Below are 18,038 nucleotides of genomic sequence, written 5' to 3'. Positions count from 1 at the left end.
CGGGGTCATTGCGACCTCAAGTCGTCAACCCAGGTACCGAATCATGAAACGTACTTTCCAACCCAGCACCCTCAAGCGCGCTCGCGTACACGGCTTCCGTGCCCGCATGGCTACCAAGAACGGCCGTCAGGTTCTGTCGCGTCGTCGTGCCAAAGGCCGCAAGCGTCTGACCGTCTGATTTATCCGGTACGGGTGGTGAGTCGGGACTTCGACCGGGACAAGCGTCTACTGACAGCCCGGCAATTCAGCGCAGTCTTCGACTCTCCGACCGGCAAGGTCCCCGGCAAGCACGTCCTGCTGCTGGCTCGCGAGAACGGTCTGGATCACCCCCGCCTCGGCCTGGTGATCGGCAAGAAGAACGTCAAGCTCGCCGTCCAGCGCAATCGCCTCAAACGCCTGATTCGCGAATCGTTCCGGCACAACCAGGAAGCCCTGGCTGGCTGGGATATCGTGATGATCGCGCGCAAAGGCCTGGGCGAACTGGAAAATCCGGAGCTGCACCAGCAGTTCGGCAAGCTCTGGAAACGCCTGTTGCGCAACCGACCTCGCACGGAAAGCCCTGCTGACGCCCCAGGCGTGGCCGACGGTACTCATGCATAGGTCGATGCCCGCGCATCCCGATCCGAGCAGCGTCATCCCTCCTTCGATGACCCGGTACCGTCGTTCCCGGCCAAGCCGTATTTCCCTAGCGTTCCAGGCTATCGCCCTGCATGGCCCGCGACGCGATGGTCGCCCGAGTGCGGTTTCTTCCACTCGGCTCCATCACTGGCATTCCCGTAGCCGCGATCTGCTACTGTCAGTTTCCTTCAAGCCCCGCCCTTTCTCGATGGCCGAGTAACCATGGACATTCAACGCTCGATTCTCATCGTCGCCCTTGCAGTCGTGTCCTACCTGCTGGTCCTCCAGTGGAACAAGGACTATGGTCAGCCTGAGCTGCCCGCCGCCAGCGCTTCGATGAACACCACGCAAGGCCTGCCGGACACTCCGTCCGCCGCCGGTACCAGCAGTGACGTGCCCACCGCCCAGAGCGGCGCTGCCGGCAGCGAAGCCGCCGACAAACCGGTTGCGGTCAGCGACAAGCTGATCCAGGTGAAGACCGACGTCCTCGACCTGGCCATCGACCCCCGCGGCGGCGACATCGTCCAGCTCGGCCTGCTCCAGTATCCGCGCCGGCTCGATCGTCCGGACGTGCCGTTCCCGCTGTTCGACAACGGGCGCGAGCGCACCTACCTGGCGCAGAGCGGCCTGACCGGCGCCGACGGCCCGGACGCCAGCAGCGCCGGACGCCCGCTGTTCCACAGCGCGCAGGGCAGCTACCAGCTGGCCGACGGCCAGAACGAGCTGGTGGTCGACCTCAGCTTCAGCCGCGACGGCGTCAACTACATCAAGCGCTTCACCTTCCATCGTGGCCTGAAAGCCGATTGCTCGGACAAGGAAAAGGCCCAGAAGAAGATCGAGTGCATCAATGAAAACGCCTATCAGGTCGGCGTCAGCTACCTGATCGACAACCAGAGCGGCAAGACCTGGAGCGGCAACCTGTTCGCCCAGCTCAAGCGCGATGGCAGTGCGGATCCTTCCTCGACCACCGCCACCGGGGTGTCCACCTACCTCGGCGCCGCTGTCTGGACCCCGGATTCGCCGTACAAGAAGATCTCCACCAAGGACATGGACAAGGAGCAGTTCAAGGAGTCCGTCCAGGGTGGCTGGGTCGCCTGGCTGCAACATTACTTCGTCACCGCCTGGGTCCCGACCAAGGGCGAACAGCACCAGGTCATGACCCGCAAGGATGGCCAGGGCAACTACATCGTCGGCTTCACCGGCCCGACCCTCAGCGTGCCGGCGGGCGGCAAGGTGGAAACCGACCTGACCCTGTATGCCGGTCCGAAACTCCAGAAGCACCTGAAAGAGCTTTCTCCAGGCCTGGAACTGACCGTCGACTACGGTTTCCTGTGGTTCATCGCCCAGCCGATCTTCTGGCTGCTGCAACATATCCACAGCCTGATCGGCAACTGGGGCTGGTCGATCATCGCCCTCACCGTCCTGATCAAACTGGCCTTCTTCCCGCTGTCCGCCGCCAGCTACCGTTCGATGGCGCGCATGCGCGCGGTGTCGCCGAAGATGCAGGCAATCAAGGAACAGCATGGCGACGATCGGCAGAAGATGTCCCAGGCGATGATGGAGTTGTACAAGAAGGAGAAGATCAATCCGCTGGGCGGCTGCCTGCCGATCCTGGTGCAGATGCCGGTCTTCCTCTCGCTCTACTGGGTGCTCCTGGAAAGCGTGGAGATGCGCCAGGCCCCGTGGCTCGGCTGGATCACCGACCTGTCGGTGAAGGATCCGTTCTTCATCCTGCCGATCGTCATGGGCGGCACCATGCTCATCCAGCAGATGCTCAACCCGACCCCGCCGGACCCGATGCAGGCCAAGGTGATGAAGCTGATGCCGATCATCTTCACCTTCTTCTTCCTCTGGTTCCCTGCCGGTCTGGTGCTGTACTGGGTAGTCAACAACGTCTTGTCGATCGCCCAGCAGTGGTACATTACCCGCAAGATCGAGGCAGCCGCGAAGACCGCCTGACGTCTATCGCGAAACTGTCCACAACAAGACGCCCCCTCGTGGGGCGTCTTGCTATCCGGAGATATCCACATGCAAGCCGCTACCGAAACCATCGCCGCCATCGCTACCGCCCAGGGCCGGGGTGGCGTGGGTATCGTCCGGGTCTCCGGGCCGCTGGCCGGGCGGATCGCCGTCGAAGTCAGCGGCCGCGAATTGAAGCCCCGGCACGCACACTACGGCCCGTTCCTCGATGGCGGCGGACAGGTGATCGATGAAGGCCTGTCGCTGTATTTCCCCGGGCCTAACTCCTTCACCGGCGAAGACGTGCTCGAACTGCAGGGCCACGGTGGCCCGGTGGTGCTCGACCTGCTGATGCAGCGTTGTCTTGAACTGGGCGCCCGCCAGGCGCGGCCGGGCGAATTCAGCGAGCGCGCCTTCCTCAACGACAAGCTGGACCTGGCCCAGGCCGAGGCCATCGCCGACCTGATCGAAGCCAGCTCGGAGCAAGCCGCGCGCAACGCCCTGCGATCTTTGCAGGGCGAGTTCTCGCGGCGGGTGCATGCGCTGACCGAGCAACTGATCTCCCTGCGCATCTATGTCGAAGCCGCCATCGACTTCCCCGAGGAGGAAATCGACTTCCTCGCCGATGGCCATGTACTGGGGCTTCTGGAAAAAGTACGCACAGAATTATCCACAGTTCGACGCGAAGCTTCCCAGGGCGCCTTGCTACGCGACGGCATGACCGTGGTCATCGCCGGCCGACCGAACGCCGGCAAGTCCAGCCTGCTGAATGCCCTGGCCGGTCGCGAGGCGGCCATCGTCACCGACATCGCCGGCACCACCCGGGATGTACTGCGTGAACATATCCACATCGATGGCATGCCCCTGCATGTAGTGGACACCGCGGGCCTGCGCGATACCGAGGATCATGTGGAAAAGATCGGCGTGGAACGGGCGCTGAAAGCCATCGGCGAAGCCGATCGCGTGCTGCTGGTGGTGGACGCCACCGCCCCGGAAGCAGCGGACCCTTTTTCCCTATGGCCGGAGTTCCTCGACCAGCGCCCGGAACCGGGCAAAGTCACTCTGATTCGCAACAAGGCGGATTTGTCCACAGAGGCCATCGGTCTCGAGGAAAGCGCCGATGGCCATGTCACCATAACCCTGTCGGCGCGGACCAACGCCGGCCTGGATCTGCTGCGCGAGCATCTGAAGGCCTGCATGGGCTTCGAACAGACCGCGGAAAGCGGCTTCAGCGCACGCCGCCGCCACCTGGAAGCGCTGCGCCTGGCCGGAAATGCACTGGAACATGGTCATGCGCAACTTATCCACAACGGGGCTGGCGAGCTGCTCGCCGAAGACCTGCGCCAGGCCCAGCAGCACCTCGGCGAAATTACCGGGGCCTTCACTCCCGACGATCTGCTGGGACGGATCTTCTCGAGTTTCTGTATCGGCAAATGAGGCTCGGCTCAAGCCGGGCTGTGGATAAAATCGGGCAAGGATCGCCCGATGAAATATCCGTTCTCCGTACTCTCCCTTTCATTGTCGCTTTTGCCCGGCTCCACGCCGCCGGCATGGTTTGCGGCGCGCCGCTTCGGTTCCGGAAGCCATCTGCCTGCGTCGCTTGGATGCCCGACTGAGCGAGGTTCATGCACAGTCGGCCAGCGGCAATGGCTGCAACGACGCAACGGCTTCGGTGGCGTACATGAGTGTCTGGAACGCATCGACGACTTCTCGCGCCCCAGACACCGGCCGCTAGCGGTTGCCGCCATGGGCGGGCTGCAACGAGCCATCGGGAAGGCGGCGCAGGAGAATCCGGAGTTTCCCCCTGGAAAAAGCCCTTGCGCCTTTTCCACAGCCCTCTCCGGCCGCCGAGTTGGTAAATCGCGACGAGCACGGAGGCTATCGATCCGCTCCAGGCTATGACCGTCCGGCGAGCCGCTGTGTCCGGTAACGCCTGGCACCGGGGAAGCCTCGCAGCGTGAAGGCTTCGGCCCGGAGCACTAAAGCATCGAGGTCGGGCTGCATGCCTGGATACTGCTGCGCCAACCGGCCGGTAAAGCTCGGAGCGGAACATCGTGCTGGCCGCCAGACGCCGCTTCGAGCGCATGAGTTCTCCCTCGATGCGGCCGGCGACTGAGCCGTTCCAGCGATTCCCTTCTCCTTTTCATGCCGTTCGTGCCCTACGAAGGCAGCGCTCACGCTCGCCTGAAACCTGTGGAAAACCCCCGGGACAGGCCCGTAGATAAAACCGCTCCAGCTCTGTGCATAACCCTCCATGTTGATAACAGGACATTCCATCCACAGCTAAAAAATGCTTATCAACAGGGCTCCGAATGGGTTTGAGACAGCCTTATCATTCTCCATGACGCCCGTCCTTCATGGGCTTTAGCGAGTTATCAACAGAAATGGGCGAGCTAAGTAATAAACACAAGCTCTAAAAAGATATAAACATTCCTTTCCTTTTATTTTTTGTAAGCTCCGCCGCCCGTTTTGCCCCCCTCGCGAGAGTTGGCTATTTTTTGTTCAGGAGTCTTCATTCAGGACGGCTAAATCCTTATACTGTCCGGCTTTCCTGAATTCCTGCTTCTGAACAGGCCGAGGTGCGTGGTGGATTTCCCTACCCGTTTTGACGTAATCGTGATCGGCGGTGGCCATGCGGGCACCGAAGCCGCACTCGCGGCTGCGCGCATGGGTGTGAAAACCCTGCTGCTGACCCACAATGTGGAAACCCTGGGGCAGATGAGCTGCAACCCCGCCATCGGTGGGATCGGCAAGAGCCACCTGGTCAAGGAAATCGATGCCCTCGGCGGGGCCATGGCCGAAGCCACCGACAAGGGCGGCATCCAGTTCCGTGTACTGAACAGTCGCAAGGGACCGGCGGTACGCGCCACGCGTGCCCAGGCCGACCGCGTTCTCTATAAGGCGGCGATCCGGCATATCCTGGAAAACCAGGCGAACCTGTGGATATTCCAGCAGGCCTGCGACGACCTGATCGTCGAGCAGGACCAGGTACGCGGCGTGGTGACCCAGATGGGCCTGCGCTTCCATGCCGACAACGTGGTCCTGACTACCGGCACCTTCCTCGGCGGACTTATCCACATCGGCCTGGAGAATTACTCCGGTGGCCGCGCAGGCGATCCACCATCGATCGCCCTGGCCCGCCGCCTGCGCGAATTTCCGTTGCGGGTCGGCCGACTGAAGACCGGCACGCCACCACGCATCGACGGGCGTAGCGTGGACTTCTCGGTGATGACCGAGCAGCCGGGCGACACGCCGATCCCGGTGATGTCTTTCCTCGGTTCGAAGGAACAGCATCCCGAGCAGGTCAGTTGCTGGATCACTCACACCAACGCGCGGACCCACGAGATCATCGCCGCCAATCTCGATCGCTCGCCGATGTACTCCGGCGTGATCGAAGGCATCGGTCCGCGCTATTGCCCTTCGATCGAGGACAAGATCCATCGCTTCGCCGACAAGGAAAGCCACCAGGTCTTCCTCGAGCCCGAAGGCCTGACCACCCACGAGCTGTATCCCAACGGCATCTCGACCTCCCTGCCGTTCGACGTGCAACTGCAGATCGTGCGTTCCATCCGCGGCATGGAGAATGCCCACATCGTCCGCCCTGGCTATGCGATCGAATACGACTTCTTCGACCCGCGCGACCTGAAGTACAGCCTGGAGACCAAGGTCATCGGCGGTCTGTTCTTCGCCGGCCAGATCAACGGCACCACCGGTTACGAGGAAGCCGGCGCCCAGGGCCTGCTGGCCGGCGCCAACGCCGCATTGCGTGCGCAGGGCAAGGACAGCTGGTGCCCGCGTCGCGACGAGGCCTACATCGGCGTGCTGGTGGACGACCTGATCACGCTCGGCACCCAGGAGCCGTACCGCATGTTCACGTCGCGGGCGGAGTACCGCCTGATCCTTCGCGAGGACAACGCCGACCTGCGTCTTACCGAAAAGGGGCGCGAACTGGGCCTGGTCGACGACCGACGCTGGGCTGCCTTCGAAGCCAAGCGCGAAGGCATCGAACGCGAGGAACAGCGGCTGAAGAGCACCTGGGTGCGTCCGAATACCCCGCAGGGCGAGGCCATTGCCGAGCGCTTCGGTACGCCATTGACCCATGAATACAACCTGCTCAACCTGCTGAGCCGCCCGGAGATCGATTACGCCAGCCTGGTGGAAATCACCGGCGACGCTGTGGATAACCCGCAGGTGGCCGAGCAGGTGGAGATCCGCACCAAGTACGCCGGCTACATCGACCGCCAACAGGAGGAGATCGCCCGGCTGCGCGCCAGCGAAGACACTCGCTTGCCTGTGGATATCGATTACCTGGGGATTTCCGGCCTGTCGAAGGAAATCCAGAACAAGCTGAACCAGGCCCGTCCGGAAACCCTCGGCCAGGCTTCGCGGATCCCTGGCGTCACGCCGGCTGCGATTTCGCTGTTGTTGATCCACCTGAAGAAGCGTGCCTCTGGCCGCCAACTGGAGCAGAGCGCTTGATGTCTGCGGTAACCCAACACCACGCCGATGAACTCGCGCGTGGTGCTGACGAGCTCGGCGTCGCCCTGGACGCCGAGAAGAAACACCAGCTGCTGGCCTACCTGGCCTTGCTGATCAAATGGAACAAGGCCTACAACCTGACCGCCGTACGCGACCCGGACGAGATGGTTTCGCGCCACCTGCTCGACAGCCTGAGCATCGTGCCTCACGCCGAGGCCGGGGATAACTGGCTGGACGTCGGCAGCGGCGGGGGCATGCCCGGCGTCCCGCTGGCCATCCTGTTCCCGGAAAGGCGCCTGACCCTGCTCGACAGCAACGGAAAGAAGACCCGCTTCCTAACCCAGGTGAAGCTCGAGCTGAAGCTGGCCAACCTCGAAGTCGTGCACAGCCGGGTGGAAGCCTTCCGTCCCGAGCGCCCCTTCGATGGCATCGTTTCCCGCGCTTTCAGCAGCCTGGAGGACTTCGCCAACTGGACCCGTCACCTCGGCGACCGGGAAACCCGCTGGCTGGCGATGAAGGGCGTGCATCCGAACGAAGAGCTGGCGGCACTCCCGGAGGATTTCCGGGTCGAAGCCGGGCATGCGCTGGCGGTACCCGGTTGCCAAGGTCAGCGGCATCTGCTGATACTGCGGCGCACAGCATGAGGGGGGAACAGGGATAACCATGGCTAAGGTATTCGCGATCGCCAACCAGAAAGGCGGCGTCGGCAAGACCACGACCTGTATCAACCTCGCGGCTTCCCTCGTGGCGACCAAGCGTCGCGTGCTGCTGCTGGACCTGGATCCGCAGGGCAACGCCACCACCGGCAGCGGCATCGACAAGCACAACCTGGAGCACTCCATCTACGACGTGCTCACCGGTGAATGCAACCTGGCCGAAGCCATGCAGTTTTCCGAGCACGGCGGCTACCAGTTGCTGCCGGCCAACCGCGACCTCACCGCCGCGGAAGTGGTGCTGCTGGAAATGGACATGAAGGAGAACCGTCTGCGCAACGCGCTGGCGCCGATCCGCGAGAACTACGACTACATCCTCATCGACTGTCCGCCGTCTCTGTCGATGCTCACCGTCAACGCGCTGACCGCCGCCGACGGCGTGATAATCCCCATGCAGTGCGAATACTACGCGCTGGAGGGGCTGACCGACCTGATGAACAGCATCCAGCGCATCGGCCAATTGCTCAACCCGACGCTGAAGATCGAGGGCCTGCTGCGGACCATGTACGATCCGCGCATCAGCCTGACCAACGACGTCTCCGCGCAATTGCAGGAGCATTTCGGCGACACCCTCTACACCACCGTCATCCCGCGCAACGTGCGCCTGGCCGAGGCGCCGAGCTTCGGCATGCCCGCGCTGGTCTATGACAAGCAATCCCGCGGCGCCATCGCCTACCTGGCGCTGGCCGGCGAGCTGGTCCGCCGCCAGCGCGCCAAAGGCCGCGCCGCAACCGCATAAGGAACCCGCATGGCAGCCAAGAAACGTGGACTGGGACGCGGGCTCGATGCCCTGCTGGGCGGCTCGAGTCCCGCCAAACTGCAGGAAGAGGCCGTCCAGGCCGATCGTCGCGAGTTGCAGCAGATCCCTCTCGACCTGATGCAGCGCGGCAAGTACCAGCCGCGGCGCGACATGGATCCCCAGGCACTGGAGGAACTGGCGCAGTCGATCAGGGCCCAGGGCGTGATGCAGCCCATCGTGGTGCGGCCGATCGCCAACGGCCGCTACGAGATCATCGCCGGTGAGCGCCGCTGGCGCGCCAGCCAGCAGGCCGGGCTGGAGAAGATCCCGGCCTTGGTCCGCGACGTGCCGGACGAGGCTGCCATCGCCATGGCACTGATCGAGAACATCCAGCGCGAGGACCTCAACCCGATCGAGGAAGCCGCCGCCCTGCAGCGCCTGCAGCAGGAGTTCCAGCTGACCCAGCAGCAGGTCGCGGAAGCGGTCGGCAAGTCACGCGCCACCATCACCAACCTGCTGCGTCTGATCGGCCTGCCGGACGAGATCAAGACCCTGCTTTCCCATGGCGACCTGGAGATGGGCCATGCCCGAGCGCTGCTCGGTCTGCCGGTGGAACGGCAGGTGGAAGGGGCGCGACATGTTGTCGCACATGGGCTGACCGTACGTCAGACCGAGGCCCTGGTTCGACAGTGGTCGCATGCCCCGGGCAAACCTGCCGGGCCGGTCAAGAGCGACCCGGACATCGCCCGCCTGGAACAGCGCCTGGCCGAGCGCCTGGGCGCTTCGGTGCAGATCCGCCATGGTCAGAAGGGCAAGGGTCAGCTGGTCATCCGCTACAGTTCCCTGGATGAATTGCAGGGCGTCCTCGCCCACATCCGCTGACACACTTTGGGTTGTAGCGGGTAGTCGGAAATCACTACCAGCCAGTTGAACAGGGGGGACTCCCCCCCTATACTCTGCGCGCTATTTTGTGGGCACTTTTTATGCCAAGTCGTTGATTTGGCAGTGCCGACGCCAGAAGACTGAGAGCGCGATGGAGTCCCGCATGCCAAGTCGCCTGCCGGCATTCAGATTGCTGCTCGTCCAACTGGTTGTAGTGCTTGTTGCTGCGATCTCCCTGTGGATGTCTTGGGGACCGGTGGCCGGATATTCCGGGTTGCTGGGAGGGATGATCGCCTGGTTGCCGAATTGTTATTTCGCCTACAAGGCGTTCCGTTTCAGCGGAGCGCGGGCTGCCCGGGAAATCGTTCGTTCGTTCTATGCGGGCGAGGCCGGGAAACTGATTCTGACGGCGGTGCTGTTCGCACTGGCGTTCGCAGGCGTGAAGCCACTGATGGCGCCGGCCCTGTTCGGCGTCTATCTGCTGACCCTGATGGTCAGCTGGTGCGCACCCCTGCTGATGGGAAAAACATTTACAAGACCTTAGAGCGATTGAGGCAAACATGGCAGCAGAAACCGCTTCGGGTTACATCCAGCACCACTTGCAGAACCTGACCTTCGGGCGTCTGCCAAATGGTGATTGGGGGTTCGCCCACACCGCCGAGCAAGCCAAGGAAATGGGCTTCTGGGCATTCCACGTAGACACCCTGGGCTGGTCGGTACTGCTCGGCGTGGTGTTCCTGTTCATCTTCCGCCTGGCGGCCAAGAAGGCCACCAGCGGCCAGCCGGGTGGACTGCAGAACTTCGTCGAGGTGATGGTCGAGTTCGTCGACACCAGCGTCAAGGACACCTTCCACGGGCGCAACCCGTTGATCGCGCCCCTGGCCCTGACCGTGTTCGTCTGGATCTTCCTGCTCAACCTGATCGACCTGGTACCGGTGGACTACCTGCCGATGCTGGCCGCGAAGATCACCGGCGACGAGCACCTGTTCTTCCGCGCGGTGGCCACCACCGACCCGAACGCCACCCTGGGCCTGTCGATCTCGGTGTTCGCCCTGATCGTCTTCTACAGCATCAAGGTCAAGGGCATCGGCGGCTTCCTCGGTGAACTGACCCTGCACCCCTTCAGCAGCAAGAACATCGTCGTTCAGATCCTGCTGATCCCGGTGAACTTCCTGCTCGAGTTCGTGACCCTGATCGCCAAGCCGGTTTCGCTGGCGCTGCGTCTGTTCGGCAACATGTATGCCGGCGAACTGATCTTCATTCTGATCGCCGTCATGTTCGGTAGCGGAATGTTCCTGCTGAGTGCCCTGGGCGTAGCCCTGAACTGGGCGTGGGCTGTGTTCCACATCCTGATCATCACCCTGCAGGCCTTCATCTTCATGATGCTGACCATCGTCTACCTGTCGATGGCGCACGAAGACAACCATTAATCGATTCGCTTCAACCTTTAACCAACACGACAAAAAGTCGGGAGGAAAAATGGAAACTGTAGTTGGACTGACTGCTATCGCCGTTGCTCTGCTGATTGGCCTGGGTGCCCTGGGTACCGCCATCGGTTTCGGTCTGCTGGGTGGCAAGTTCCTGGAAGGCGCAGCTCGTCAGCCTGAAATGGTTCCGATGCTGCAGGTGAAAATGTTCATCGTCGCCGGTCTGCTCGACGCCGTGACCATGATCGGTGTGGGTATCGCCCTGTTCTTCACCTTCGCGAATCCCTTCGTTGGTCAAATCGCCGGCTGATCACTCGAATCTTCCGATTTGAGTGTTTGACGGACAACGAACGAGCGAGGTGTTGGCGTGAACATTAATGCAACCCTGATTGGCCAGTCCGTTGCGTTCTTCATCTTTGTGCTGTTCTGCATGAAGTTCGTGTGGCCTCCGGTCATCGCGGCTCTGCAAGAGCGTCAGAAGAAGATCGCTGACGGCCTGGACGCTGCCAACCGCGCGGCTCGTGATCTGGAGCTGGCTCATGAGAAAGCGGGCCAGCAACTGCGCGAAGCCAAGGCTCAGGCAGCCGAAATCGTCGAGCAGGCGAAGAAACGCGCTAACCAGATCGTCGATGAAGCCCGCGACCAGGCCCGTGCCGAAGGCGAACGCCTGAAGGCTCAGGCCCAAGCGGAAATCGAACAGGAACTGAACAGCGTCAAGGACGCCCTGCGTGCCCAAGTGGGTACCCTGGCCGTCACCGGCGCCGAGAAGATCCTGGGTGCTTCGATCGACGCAAACGCGCACGAGCAGCTGGTTTCCAAACTGGCAGCCGAGATCTAAAGCGAGGGCGCTATGGCAGAACTGACCACGTTGGCTCGTCCCTACGCAAAGGCGGCTTTCGAGTACGCCCAGGCTCATCAGCAACTGGCCGATTGGTCGGCTGCGCTGGGTGTGCTGGCCGCAGTGTCGCAGGACGACACCGTGCGCCAGCTGCTCAAAGAGCCTCAGCTGACCTCTTCGGCCAAGGCTCAGAGCCTGATCGATGTGTGCGGCGACAAGCTGAATGCACCAGCCCAGAACTTCGTCCGGACTGTGGCTGAGAACAAGCGGCTCGAACTGCTGCCGACCATCGCTGAGATGTACGAGCAGTTGAAGGCCGAGCAGGAAAAGTCGGTCGAGGTAGAAGTCACCAGTGCCTTCACCTTGAGCAAAGAACAGCAGGACAAACTCGCCAAGGCTCTCAGCGCCCGGCTCAGTCGCGAAGTGCGGCTACATGCGTCGGAAGACGCGAGCCTGATCGGCGGCGTGATCATTCGCGCCGGTGACTTGGTAATCGATGGCTCGGTGCGCGGCAAGCTCGCGAAACTGGCCGAAGCGTTGAAATCTTGAGTTTGAAGGGGCAGCGGCATGCAGCAACTCAATCCTTCCGAAATTAGTGAAATCATCAAGGGGCGCATCGAGAAACTCGACGTCGCCTCCCAAGCACGAAACGAAGGCACCATCGTCAGCGTGTCCGACGGTATCGTGCGCATCTACGGTCTGGCCGACGTCATGTACGGCGAGATGATCGAGTTCCCGGGCGGCGTCTACGGTATGGCGCTGAACCTGGAGCAGGATTCCGTGGGTGCCGTGGTCCTGGGTGAATACCAGGGTCTCGCCGAAGGCATGAACGCCAAGTGCACCGGCCGCATCCTGGAGGTTCCGGTCGGTCCGGAACTGCTGGGTCGCGTGGTCGACGCGCTGGGCAATCCGATCGACGGCAAGGGTCCGATCGACGCCAAGGCCACCGACGCGGTCGAGAAAGTCGCTCCGGGCGTGATCTGGCGTAAGTCGGTAGACCAGCCGGTACAGACCGGCTACAAGTCGGTCGACGCCATGATCCCGGTAGGCCGTGGCCAGCGCGAGCTGATCATCGGCGACCGCCAGATCGGCAAGACCGCCCTCGCGGTCGACGCCATCATCAACCAGAAAGACAGCGGCATTAAGTGCGTCTACGTGGCCATCGGCCAGAAGCAGTCCACTATCGCCAACGTCGTACGCAAGCTGGAAGAGAACGGCGCCCTGGCCAACACCATCGTGGTCGCCGCCAGCGCTTCCGAGTCCGCCGCCCTGCAATACCTGGCGCCGTACTCCGGTTGCACCATGGGCGAATACTTCCGCGATCGCGGTGAAGACGCCCTGATCGTCTACGACGACCTGTCCAAGCAGGCCGTGGCCTATCGCCAGATCTCCCTGCTGCTGCGCCGTCCGCCGGGCCGCGAAGCCTACCCGGGCGACGTGTTCTATCTCCACAGCCGTCTGCTGGAGCGCGCTTCCCGCGTTTCCGAAGAGTATGTCGAGAAGTTCACCAACGGCGCCGTGACCGGCAAGACCGGCTCGCTGACCGCGCTGCCGATCATCGAGACCCAGGCCGGCGACGTTTCCGCGTTCGTTCCGACCAACGTGATCTCGATCACCGACGGCCAGATCTTCCTGGAATCCGCCATGTTCAACTCGGGTATCCGTCCGGCCGTCAACGCCGGTATCTCGGTATCCCGTGTAGGTGGCGCGGCCCAGACCAAGATCATCAAGAAGCTGTCCGGCGGCATCCGTACCGCTCTGGCCCAGTACCGTGAACTGGCGGCCTTCGCCCAGTTCGCCTCGGACCTGGACGAAGCGACCCGCAAGCAGCTGGAGCATGGTCAGCGCGTTACCGAGCTGATGAAGCAGAAGCAGTACGCGCCGATGTCGATCGCCGAGATGTCGCTGTCCCTGTACGCCGCCGAGCGTGGCTTCCTGCAGGACGTCGAAATCGCCAAGGTCGGTAGCTTCGAGCAGGCGTTGATCTCTTACTTCCAGCGCGAGCACGCCGCTCTGCTGGCGAAGATCAACGAGAAAGGTGACTTCAACGACGAAATCGACGCGGGCATCAAGGCCGGCATCGAGAAGTTCAAGGCCACCCAAACCTGGTAAGCCGCAGCGGGAGCCGCGAGGCTCCCGCCTGCTAACCCGATAGGTGTCAAATGGCAGGCGCAAAAGAGATTCGCAGCAAGATTGCGAGCATCAAAAGCACGCAAAAGATCACCAATGCCATGGAAAAAGTGGCGGTGAGCAAGATGCGCAAGGCACAAATGCGCATGGCGGCCGGCCGTCCCTACGCGGAGCGTATTCGCCAGGTGATCGGCCATCTGGCCAACGCCAACCCGGAATACCGCCACCCGTTCATGGTCGAGCGTGAAGTCAAGCGCGTCGGCTACATCGTGGTGAGCAGTGATCGTGGTCTGTGCGGCGGTCTGAACATCAACCTGTTCAAGTCCCTCGTCAAGGACATGAGCGGCTACCGTGAGCAAGGGGCGGAAATCGACCTTTGCGTGATCGGTAGCAAGGGCGCTTCGTTCTTCCGCAGTTTCGGCGGCAACGTGGTGGCGGCTATCAGCCACCTCGGCGAAGAGCCTTCGATCAACGACCTGATCGGCAGTGTCAAGGTGATGCTCGACGCATACCTCGAAGGCCGTATCGATCGCCTGTTCGTGGTCTCCAACAAGTTCGTCAACACCATGACTCAGAAGCCGACCGTGGAACAGCTGATTCCGCTGGTGGCCGATGACGATCAGGAGCTGAAGCACCACTGGGACTATCTCTACGAACCCGACGCCAAGTCGCTCCTCGACGGGCTGCTGGTGCGTTACGTGGAATCCCAGGTGTACCAGGCCGTGGTTGAGAACAACGCCTGTGAGCAGGCGGCCCGGATGATTGCAATGAAGAACGCTACCGACAACGCCGGCGAGCTGATCAGCGATTTGCAGCTGATCTACAACAAGGCGCGTCAGGCGGCGATCACCCAGGAAATCTCGGAAATCGTCGGCGGCGCTGCCGCGGTGTAAGAACAGGTTCAAAATTCAGAGGAACCAGACATGAGTAGCGGACGTATCGTTCAAATCATCGGCGCCGTGATCGACGTGGAATTCCCGCGCGATGCCGTGCCGAGCATCTATGAAGCCCTGAAGGTTCAGGGCGTCGAAACCACCCTGGAAGTCCAGCAGCAGCTGGGCGACGGCGTGGTTCGTTCCATTGCGATGGGTTCCACCGAAGGCCTCAAGCGTGGCCTGAACGTGGACAGCACTGGTGCCGCCATCTCCGTGCCGGTCGGTAAGGCGACCCTGGGCCGGATCATGGACGTACTGGGCAACCCGATCGACGAAGCCGGTCCCATCGGCGAAGAAGAGCGCTGGGGCATCCACCGCGAAGCTCCGTCCTATGCCGACCAGGCTGGCGGCAACGAGCTGCTGGAGACCGGCATCAAGGTGATCGACCTGGTCTGCCCGTTCGCCAAGGGCGGCAAGGTAGGCCTGTTCGGCGGCGCCGGCGTGGGCAAGACCGTCAACATGATGGAACTGATCCGTAACATCGCCATCGAGCACAGCGGTTATTCCGTGTTCGCGGGTGTGGGCGAGCGTACTCGTGAGGGTAACGACTTCTACCACGAGATGAAGGATTCCAACGTACTGGACAAGGTAGCCCTGGTATACGGTCAGATGAACGAGCCGCCGGGCAACCGTCTGCGCGTGGCACTGACCGGCCTGACCATGGCCGAGAAGTTCCGTGACGAAGGCCGTGACGTTCTGTTGTTCATCGACAACATCTACCGTTACACCCTCGCCGGTACCGAAGTGTCCGCACTGCTGGGCCGTATGCCGTCCGCGGTGGGTTACCAGCCGACCCTGGCCGAGGAGATGGGCGTCCTGCAGGAGCGCATCACCTCCACCAAGAAAGGCTCGATCACCTCGATCCAGGCCGTATACGTTCCCGCGGACGACCTGACCGACCCGTCCCCGGCGACCACCTTCGCCCACCTGGATGCGACCGTCGTACTGTCCCGTGACATCGCCTCGCTGGGTATCTACCCCGCGGTCGACCCGCTGGACTCCACCTCCCGCCAGCTCGACCCGCTGGTGATCGGCCAGGATCACTACGACACCGCTCGCGGCGTCCAGTATGTTCTGCAGCGCTACAAGGAGCTGAAGGACATCATCGCGATCCTGGGCATGGACGAACTGTCCGAAGCCGACAAGCTGCTGGTGGCGCGCGCTCGTAAGATCCAGCGCTTCCTGTCCCAGCCGTTCTTCGTAGCGGAAGTCTTCACCGGCTCGCCGGGCAAGTACGTTTCCCTGAAGGACACCATCGCTGGCTTCAAGGGCATTCTCAACGGCGACTACGATCACCTGCCGGAGCAGGCGTTCTACATGGTCGGCGGTATCGAAGAAGCGGTCGAGAAAGCCAAAAAACTGTAATCCTGTGCGCCCGGCGACGGGCGCTCATGTGAGGCAAGCGTATGGCCATAACAGTCCATTGCGACATCGTCAGCGCCGAGGCGGAGATCTTCTCCGGCCTGGTCGAGATGGTTATCGCGCACGGCGCTCTGGGTGACCTGGGTATCGCCCCGGGTCACGCGCCGCTGATCACCGACCTGAAGCCGGGCCCCATCCGCCTGGTCAAGCAGGGCGGCGAGCAGGAGGTGTACTACATCTCCGGCGGTTTCCTCGAAGTCCAGCCGAACATGGTCAAGGTCCTCGCCGACACCGTGGTTCGTGCCGGCGACCTCGACGAAGCGGCCGCCCAGGAAGCCCTGAAGGCCGCCGAAAAGGCACTGCAGGGCAAGGGTGCCGAGTTCGACTACAGCGCCGCTGCCGCGCGTCTGGCCGAAGCCGCAGCCCAGCTGCGCACCGTCCAGCAACTGCGCAAGAAGTTCGGCGGCTGATTTCCAGCCGGTACTTCTAGCGGTGTCAGGGAAAAGGGTAGCCTGTGGGCTACCCTTTTTTCGTTTTGCATCTTCACTCACAGGTTTTGCCTGTGACCACCAGGAACGGTAGTCCAGTCCATGTCCCTTGAAATCGTGATTCTCGCCGCCGGCCAGGGCACCCGCATGCGTTCGGCCCTGCCCAAGGTCCTCCATCCCATCGCCGGCAAGCCGATGCTCGGCCACGTCATCGACTGCGCGCGCCAGTTGCAGCCGGAACGGATCCACGTGGTGATCGGCCACGGCGCGGATCTGGTGCGTGAGCGGATGGCCGCCGACGACCTGAATTTCGTGCTCCAGGCCGAACAGCTCGGCACCGGCCACGCGGTGGCCCAGGCCCTGCCGTTCCTCAGTGCGGAGCAGGTGCTGATCCTCTACGGCGACGTGCCGCTGATCCAGCTGGACACCTTGCAGCGCCTGCTGGCGCAAGTCACCCCGGACCAGCTGTCGCTGCTCACCGTCGACATGCTCGACCCCACCGGCTACGGCCGCATCGTCCGTGACGACCAGGGCGCGGTGCAGGCCATCGTCGAGCACAAGGACGCGACCCCGGCGCAGCGCCAGATCGGCGAAATCAACACCGGCATCCTCGCGGTGCCGGGCAAGCGTCTTGCCGACTGGCTCGGCCGCCTGTCCAACGACAACGCCCAGGGCGAGTACTACCTGACCGACGTGATCGCCATGGCGGTCGGCGACGGCCTGGTGGTGGCCAGCGCCCAGCCGCTGGACGCGATGGAAGTGCAGGGCGTCAATGACCGCATGCAACAGGCCCAGCTGGAGCGTCACTACCAGCGCCTGCGCGCGGAGGAGCTGATGCGCCAGGGCGTCACCCTGCTCGATCCGCAGCGCCTGGACGTGCGTGGCGAGGTCTCGGTGGGCCGCGACGTGCTGATCGACGTCAACGTGGTGCTCGAGGGCCGCGTGGTGATCGAGGACGACGTACGCATCGGGCCGAACTGCGTGATTCGCGACAGCGTCCTGCGGCGTGGCGCGGTGATCAAGGCCAACAGCCACCTGGAAGGCGCGGAGCTGGGCGAGGGCAGCGATGCCGGTCCGTTCGCCCGCCTGCGTCCGGGCAGCGTGCTCGGCGCGCGGGCCCATGTCGGCAACTTCGTCGAACTGAAGAATGCCCGCCTGGGCGAGGGCAGCAAGGCCGGCCACCTGAGCTACCTGGGCGATGCCGAGTTGGGCGCCAACTGCAACATCGGCGCCGGCACCATCACCTGCAACTACGATGGCGCGAACAAGTTCCGCACCGAGCTGGGCGACGATGTGTTCATCGGCTCGAACAACTCGCTGGTGGCGCCGTTGAAGATCGGCGATGGCGCGACCACCGCGGCCGGCTCCACCATCACCCATGAGGTTCCGGCGAAGAACCTGGCCTTCGGCCGCGCCCGGCAGAAGAACCTGGAAAACTGGAAACGCCCGGAAAAGATCAGGAAGTAAC

General features: G+C 62.8%; 18 protein-coding genes. All 18 read left to right on the top strand.

Annotation, left to right across the window (positions count from 1 at the left end; genetic code table 11):
• The first annotated feature begins 43 nt into the window (after positions 1-43).
• The 18 genes from rpmH (at position 44) to glmU (ending at position 18,037) form a co-directional block, all read left to right on the top strand.
• Positions 44-178, top strand: a complete 135-nt coding sequence (gene rpmH / locus B7D75_RS28955; protein ID WP_003100258.1) for a 50S ribosomal protein L34 — start codon at positions 44-46, stop codon at positions 176-178.
• 14 nt (positions 179-192) lie between these two features.
• Entirely contained in the window at positions 193-600 is a 408-nt protein-coding gene (gene rnpA / locus B7D75_RS28950; protein ID WP_003151623.1) for a ribonuclease P protein component, read from the top strand.
• Positions 601-840: 240 nt separating this feature from the next.
• A complete protein-coding gene (yidC, locus tag B7D75_RS28945; protein WP_003151622.1) occupies positions 841-2,577 on the top strand; it encodes a membrane protein insertase YidC in 1,737 nt (578 codons plus the stop codon).
• Positions 2,578-2,646: 69 nt separating this feature from the next.
• Complete coding sequence (gene mnmE, locus B7D75_RS28940) at positions 2,647-4,014, top strand: tRNA uridine-5-carboxymethylaminomethyl(34) synthesis GTPase MnmE (RefSeq protein WP_107114646.1); 1,368 nt, start codon at positions 2,647-2,649, stop codon at positions 4,012-4,014.
• A gap of 1,149 nt (positions 4,015-5,163) precedes the next feature.
• Entirely contained in the window at positions 5,164-7,056 is a 1,893-nt protein-coding gene (mnmG, locus tag B7D75_RS28930; RefSeq protein ID WP_107114645.1) for a tRNA uridine-5-carboxymethylaminomethyl(34) synthesis enzyme MnmG, read from the top strand.
• Positions 7,056-7,700, top strand: a complete 645-nt coding sequence (gene rsmG, locus B7D75_RS28925) for a 16S rRNA (guanine(527)-N(7))-methyltransferase RsmG (RefSeq protein WP_053814868.1) — start codon at positions 7,056-7,058, stop codon at positions 7,698-7,700. The genes mnmG and rsmG overlap by 1 nt, the downstream gene beginning before the upstream one ends.
• Before the next feature lie 19 nt (positions 7,701-7,719).
• Positions 7,720-8,508 (top strand): chromosome partitioning protein Soj, encoded by a 789-nt coding sequence (gene soj, locus B7D75_RS28920; protein WP_003151614.1) that lies wholly within the window; start codon positions 7,720-7,722, stop codon positions 8,506-8,508.
• A gap of 9 nt (positions 8,509-8,517) precedes the next feature.
• On the top strand, positions 8,518-9,390 hold the full coding sequence (locus B7D75_RS28915; RefSeq protein ID WP_012078099.1) for a ParB/RepB/Spo0J family partition protein: 873 nt from the start codon (positions 8,518-8,520) through the stop codon (positions 9,388-9,390).
• Between the two features lie 163 nt (positions 9,391-9,553).
• On the top strand, positions 9,554-9,934 hold the full coding sequence (locus B7D75_RS28910) for a F0F1 ATP synthase subunit I (RefSeq protein WP_012078098.1): 381 nt from the start codon (positions 9,554-9,556) through the stop codon (positions 9,932-9,934).
• 16 nt (positions 9,935-9,950) lie between these two features.
• The gene (gene atpB, locus B7D75_RS28905; RefSeq protein WP_003100237.1) at positions 9,951-10,820 is read left to right on the top strand and encodes a F0F1 ATP synthase subunit A; all 870 of its coding nucleotides are present in this window, start codon (positions 9,951-9,953) and stop codon (positions 10,818-10,820) included.
• Positions 10,821-10,869: 49 nt separating this feature from the next.
• Complete coding sequence (gene atpE / locus B7D75_RS28900; protein WP_003097235.1) at positions 10,870-11,127, top strand: F0F1 ATP synthase subunit C; 258 nt, start codon at positions 10,870-10,872, stop codon at positions 11,125-11,127.
• 57 nt (positions 11,128-11,184) lie between these two features.
• Positions 11,185-11,655, top strand: coding sequence for a F0F1 ATP synthase subunit B (locus B7D75_RS28895; RefSeq protein WP_012078097.1), 471 nt, complete (start codon positions 11,185-11,187; stop codon positions 11,653-11,655).
• A gap of 12 nt (positions 11,656-11,667) precedes the next feature.
• Positions 11,668-12,204 (top strand): F0F1 ATP synthase subunit delta, encoded by a 537-nt coding sequence (locus B7D75_RS28890; RefSeq protein ID WP_003097135.1) that lies wholly within the window; start codon positions 11,668-11,670, stop codon positions 12,202-12,204.
• Between the two features lie 18 nt (positions 12,205-12,222).
• On the top strand, positions 12,223-13,767 hold the full coding sequence (gene atpA, locus B7D75_RS28885) for a F0F1 ATP synthase subunit alpha (protein WP_003097134.1): 1,545 nt from the start codon (positions 12,223-12,225) through the stop codon (positions 13,765-13,767).
• A 50-nt stretch (positions 13,768-13,817) separates the two neighbouring features.
• Positions 13,818-14,678 carry a F0F1 ATP synthase subunit gamma gene (gene atpG, locus B7D75_RS28880; protein ID WP_003097132.1) on the top strand — a complete coding sequence of 287 codons (861 nt, stop codon included), beginning with the start codon at positions 13,818-13,820 and terminating at the stop codon, positions 14,676-14,678.
• A 30-nt stretch (positions 14,679-14,708) separates the two neighbouring features.
• Positions 14,709-16,085 (top strand): F0F1 ATP synthase subunit beta, encoded by a 1,377-nt coding sequence (atpD, locus tag B7D75_RS28875; protein WP_003097130.1) that lies wholly within the window; start codon positions 14,709-14,711, stop codon positions 16,083-16,085.
• A 41-nt stretch (positions 16,086-16,126) separates the two neighbouring features.
• Positions 16,127-16,552: a F0F1 ATP synthase subunit epsilon gene (locus B7D75_RS28870; RefSeq protein WP_003097128.1), complete on the top strand. Its 426-nt coding sequence runs from the start codon at positions 16,127-16,129 to the stop codon at positions 16,550-16,552.
• Positions 16,553-16,672: 120 nt separating this feature from the next.
• The gene (glmU, locus tag B7D75_RS28865; protein WP_012078096.1) at positions 16,673-18,037 is read left to right on the top strand and encodes a bifunctional UDP-N-acetylglucosamine diphosphorylase/glucosamine-1-phosphate N-acetyltransferase GlmU; all 1,365 of its coding nucleotides are present in this window, start codon (positions 16,673-16,675) and stop codon (positions 18,035-18,037) included.
• The last annotated feature ends 1 nt before the right edge of the window (position 18,038 follow it).

The sequence above is a fragment of the Pseudomonas paraeruginosa genome, assembly GCF_003025345.2.
GTDB lineage: Bacteria > Pseudomonadota > Gammaproteobacteria > Pseudomonadales > Pseudomonadaceae > Pseudomonas > Pseudomonas paraeruginosa.
This window is presented reverse-complemented; position numbering and strand designations above follow the sequence as displayed.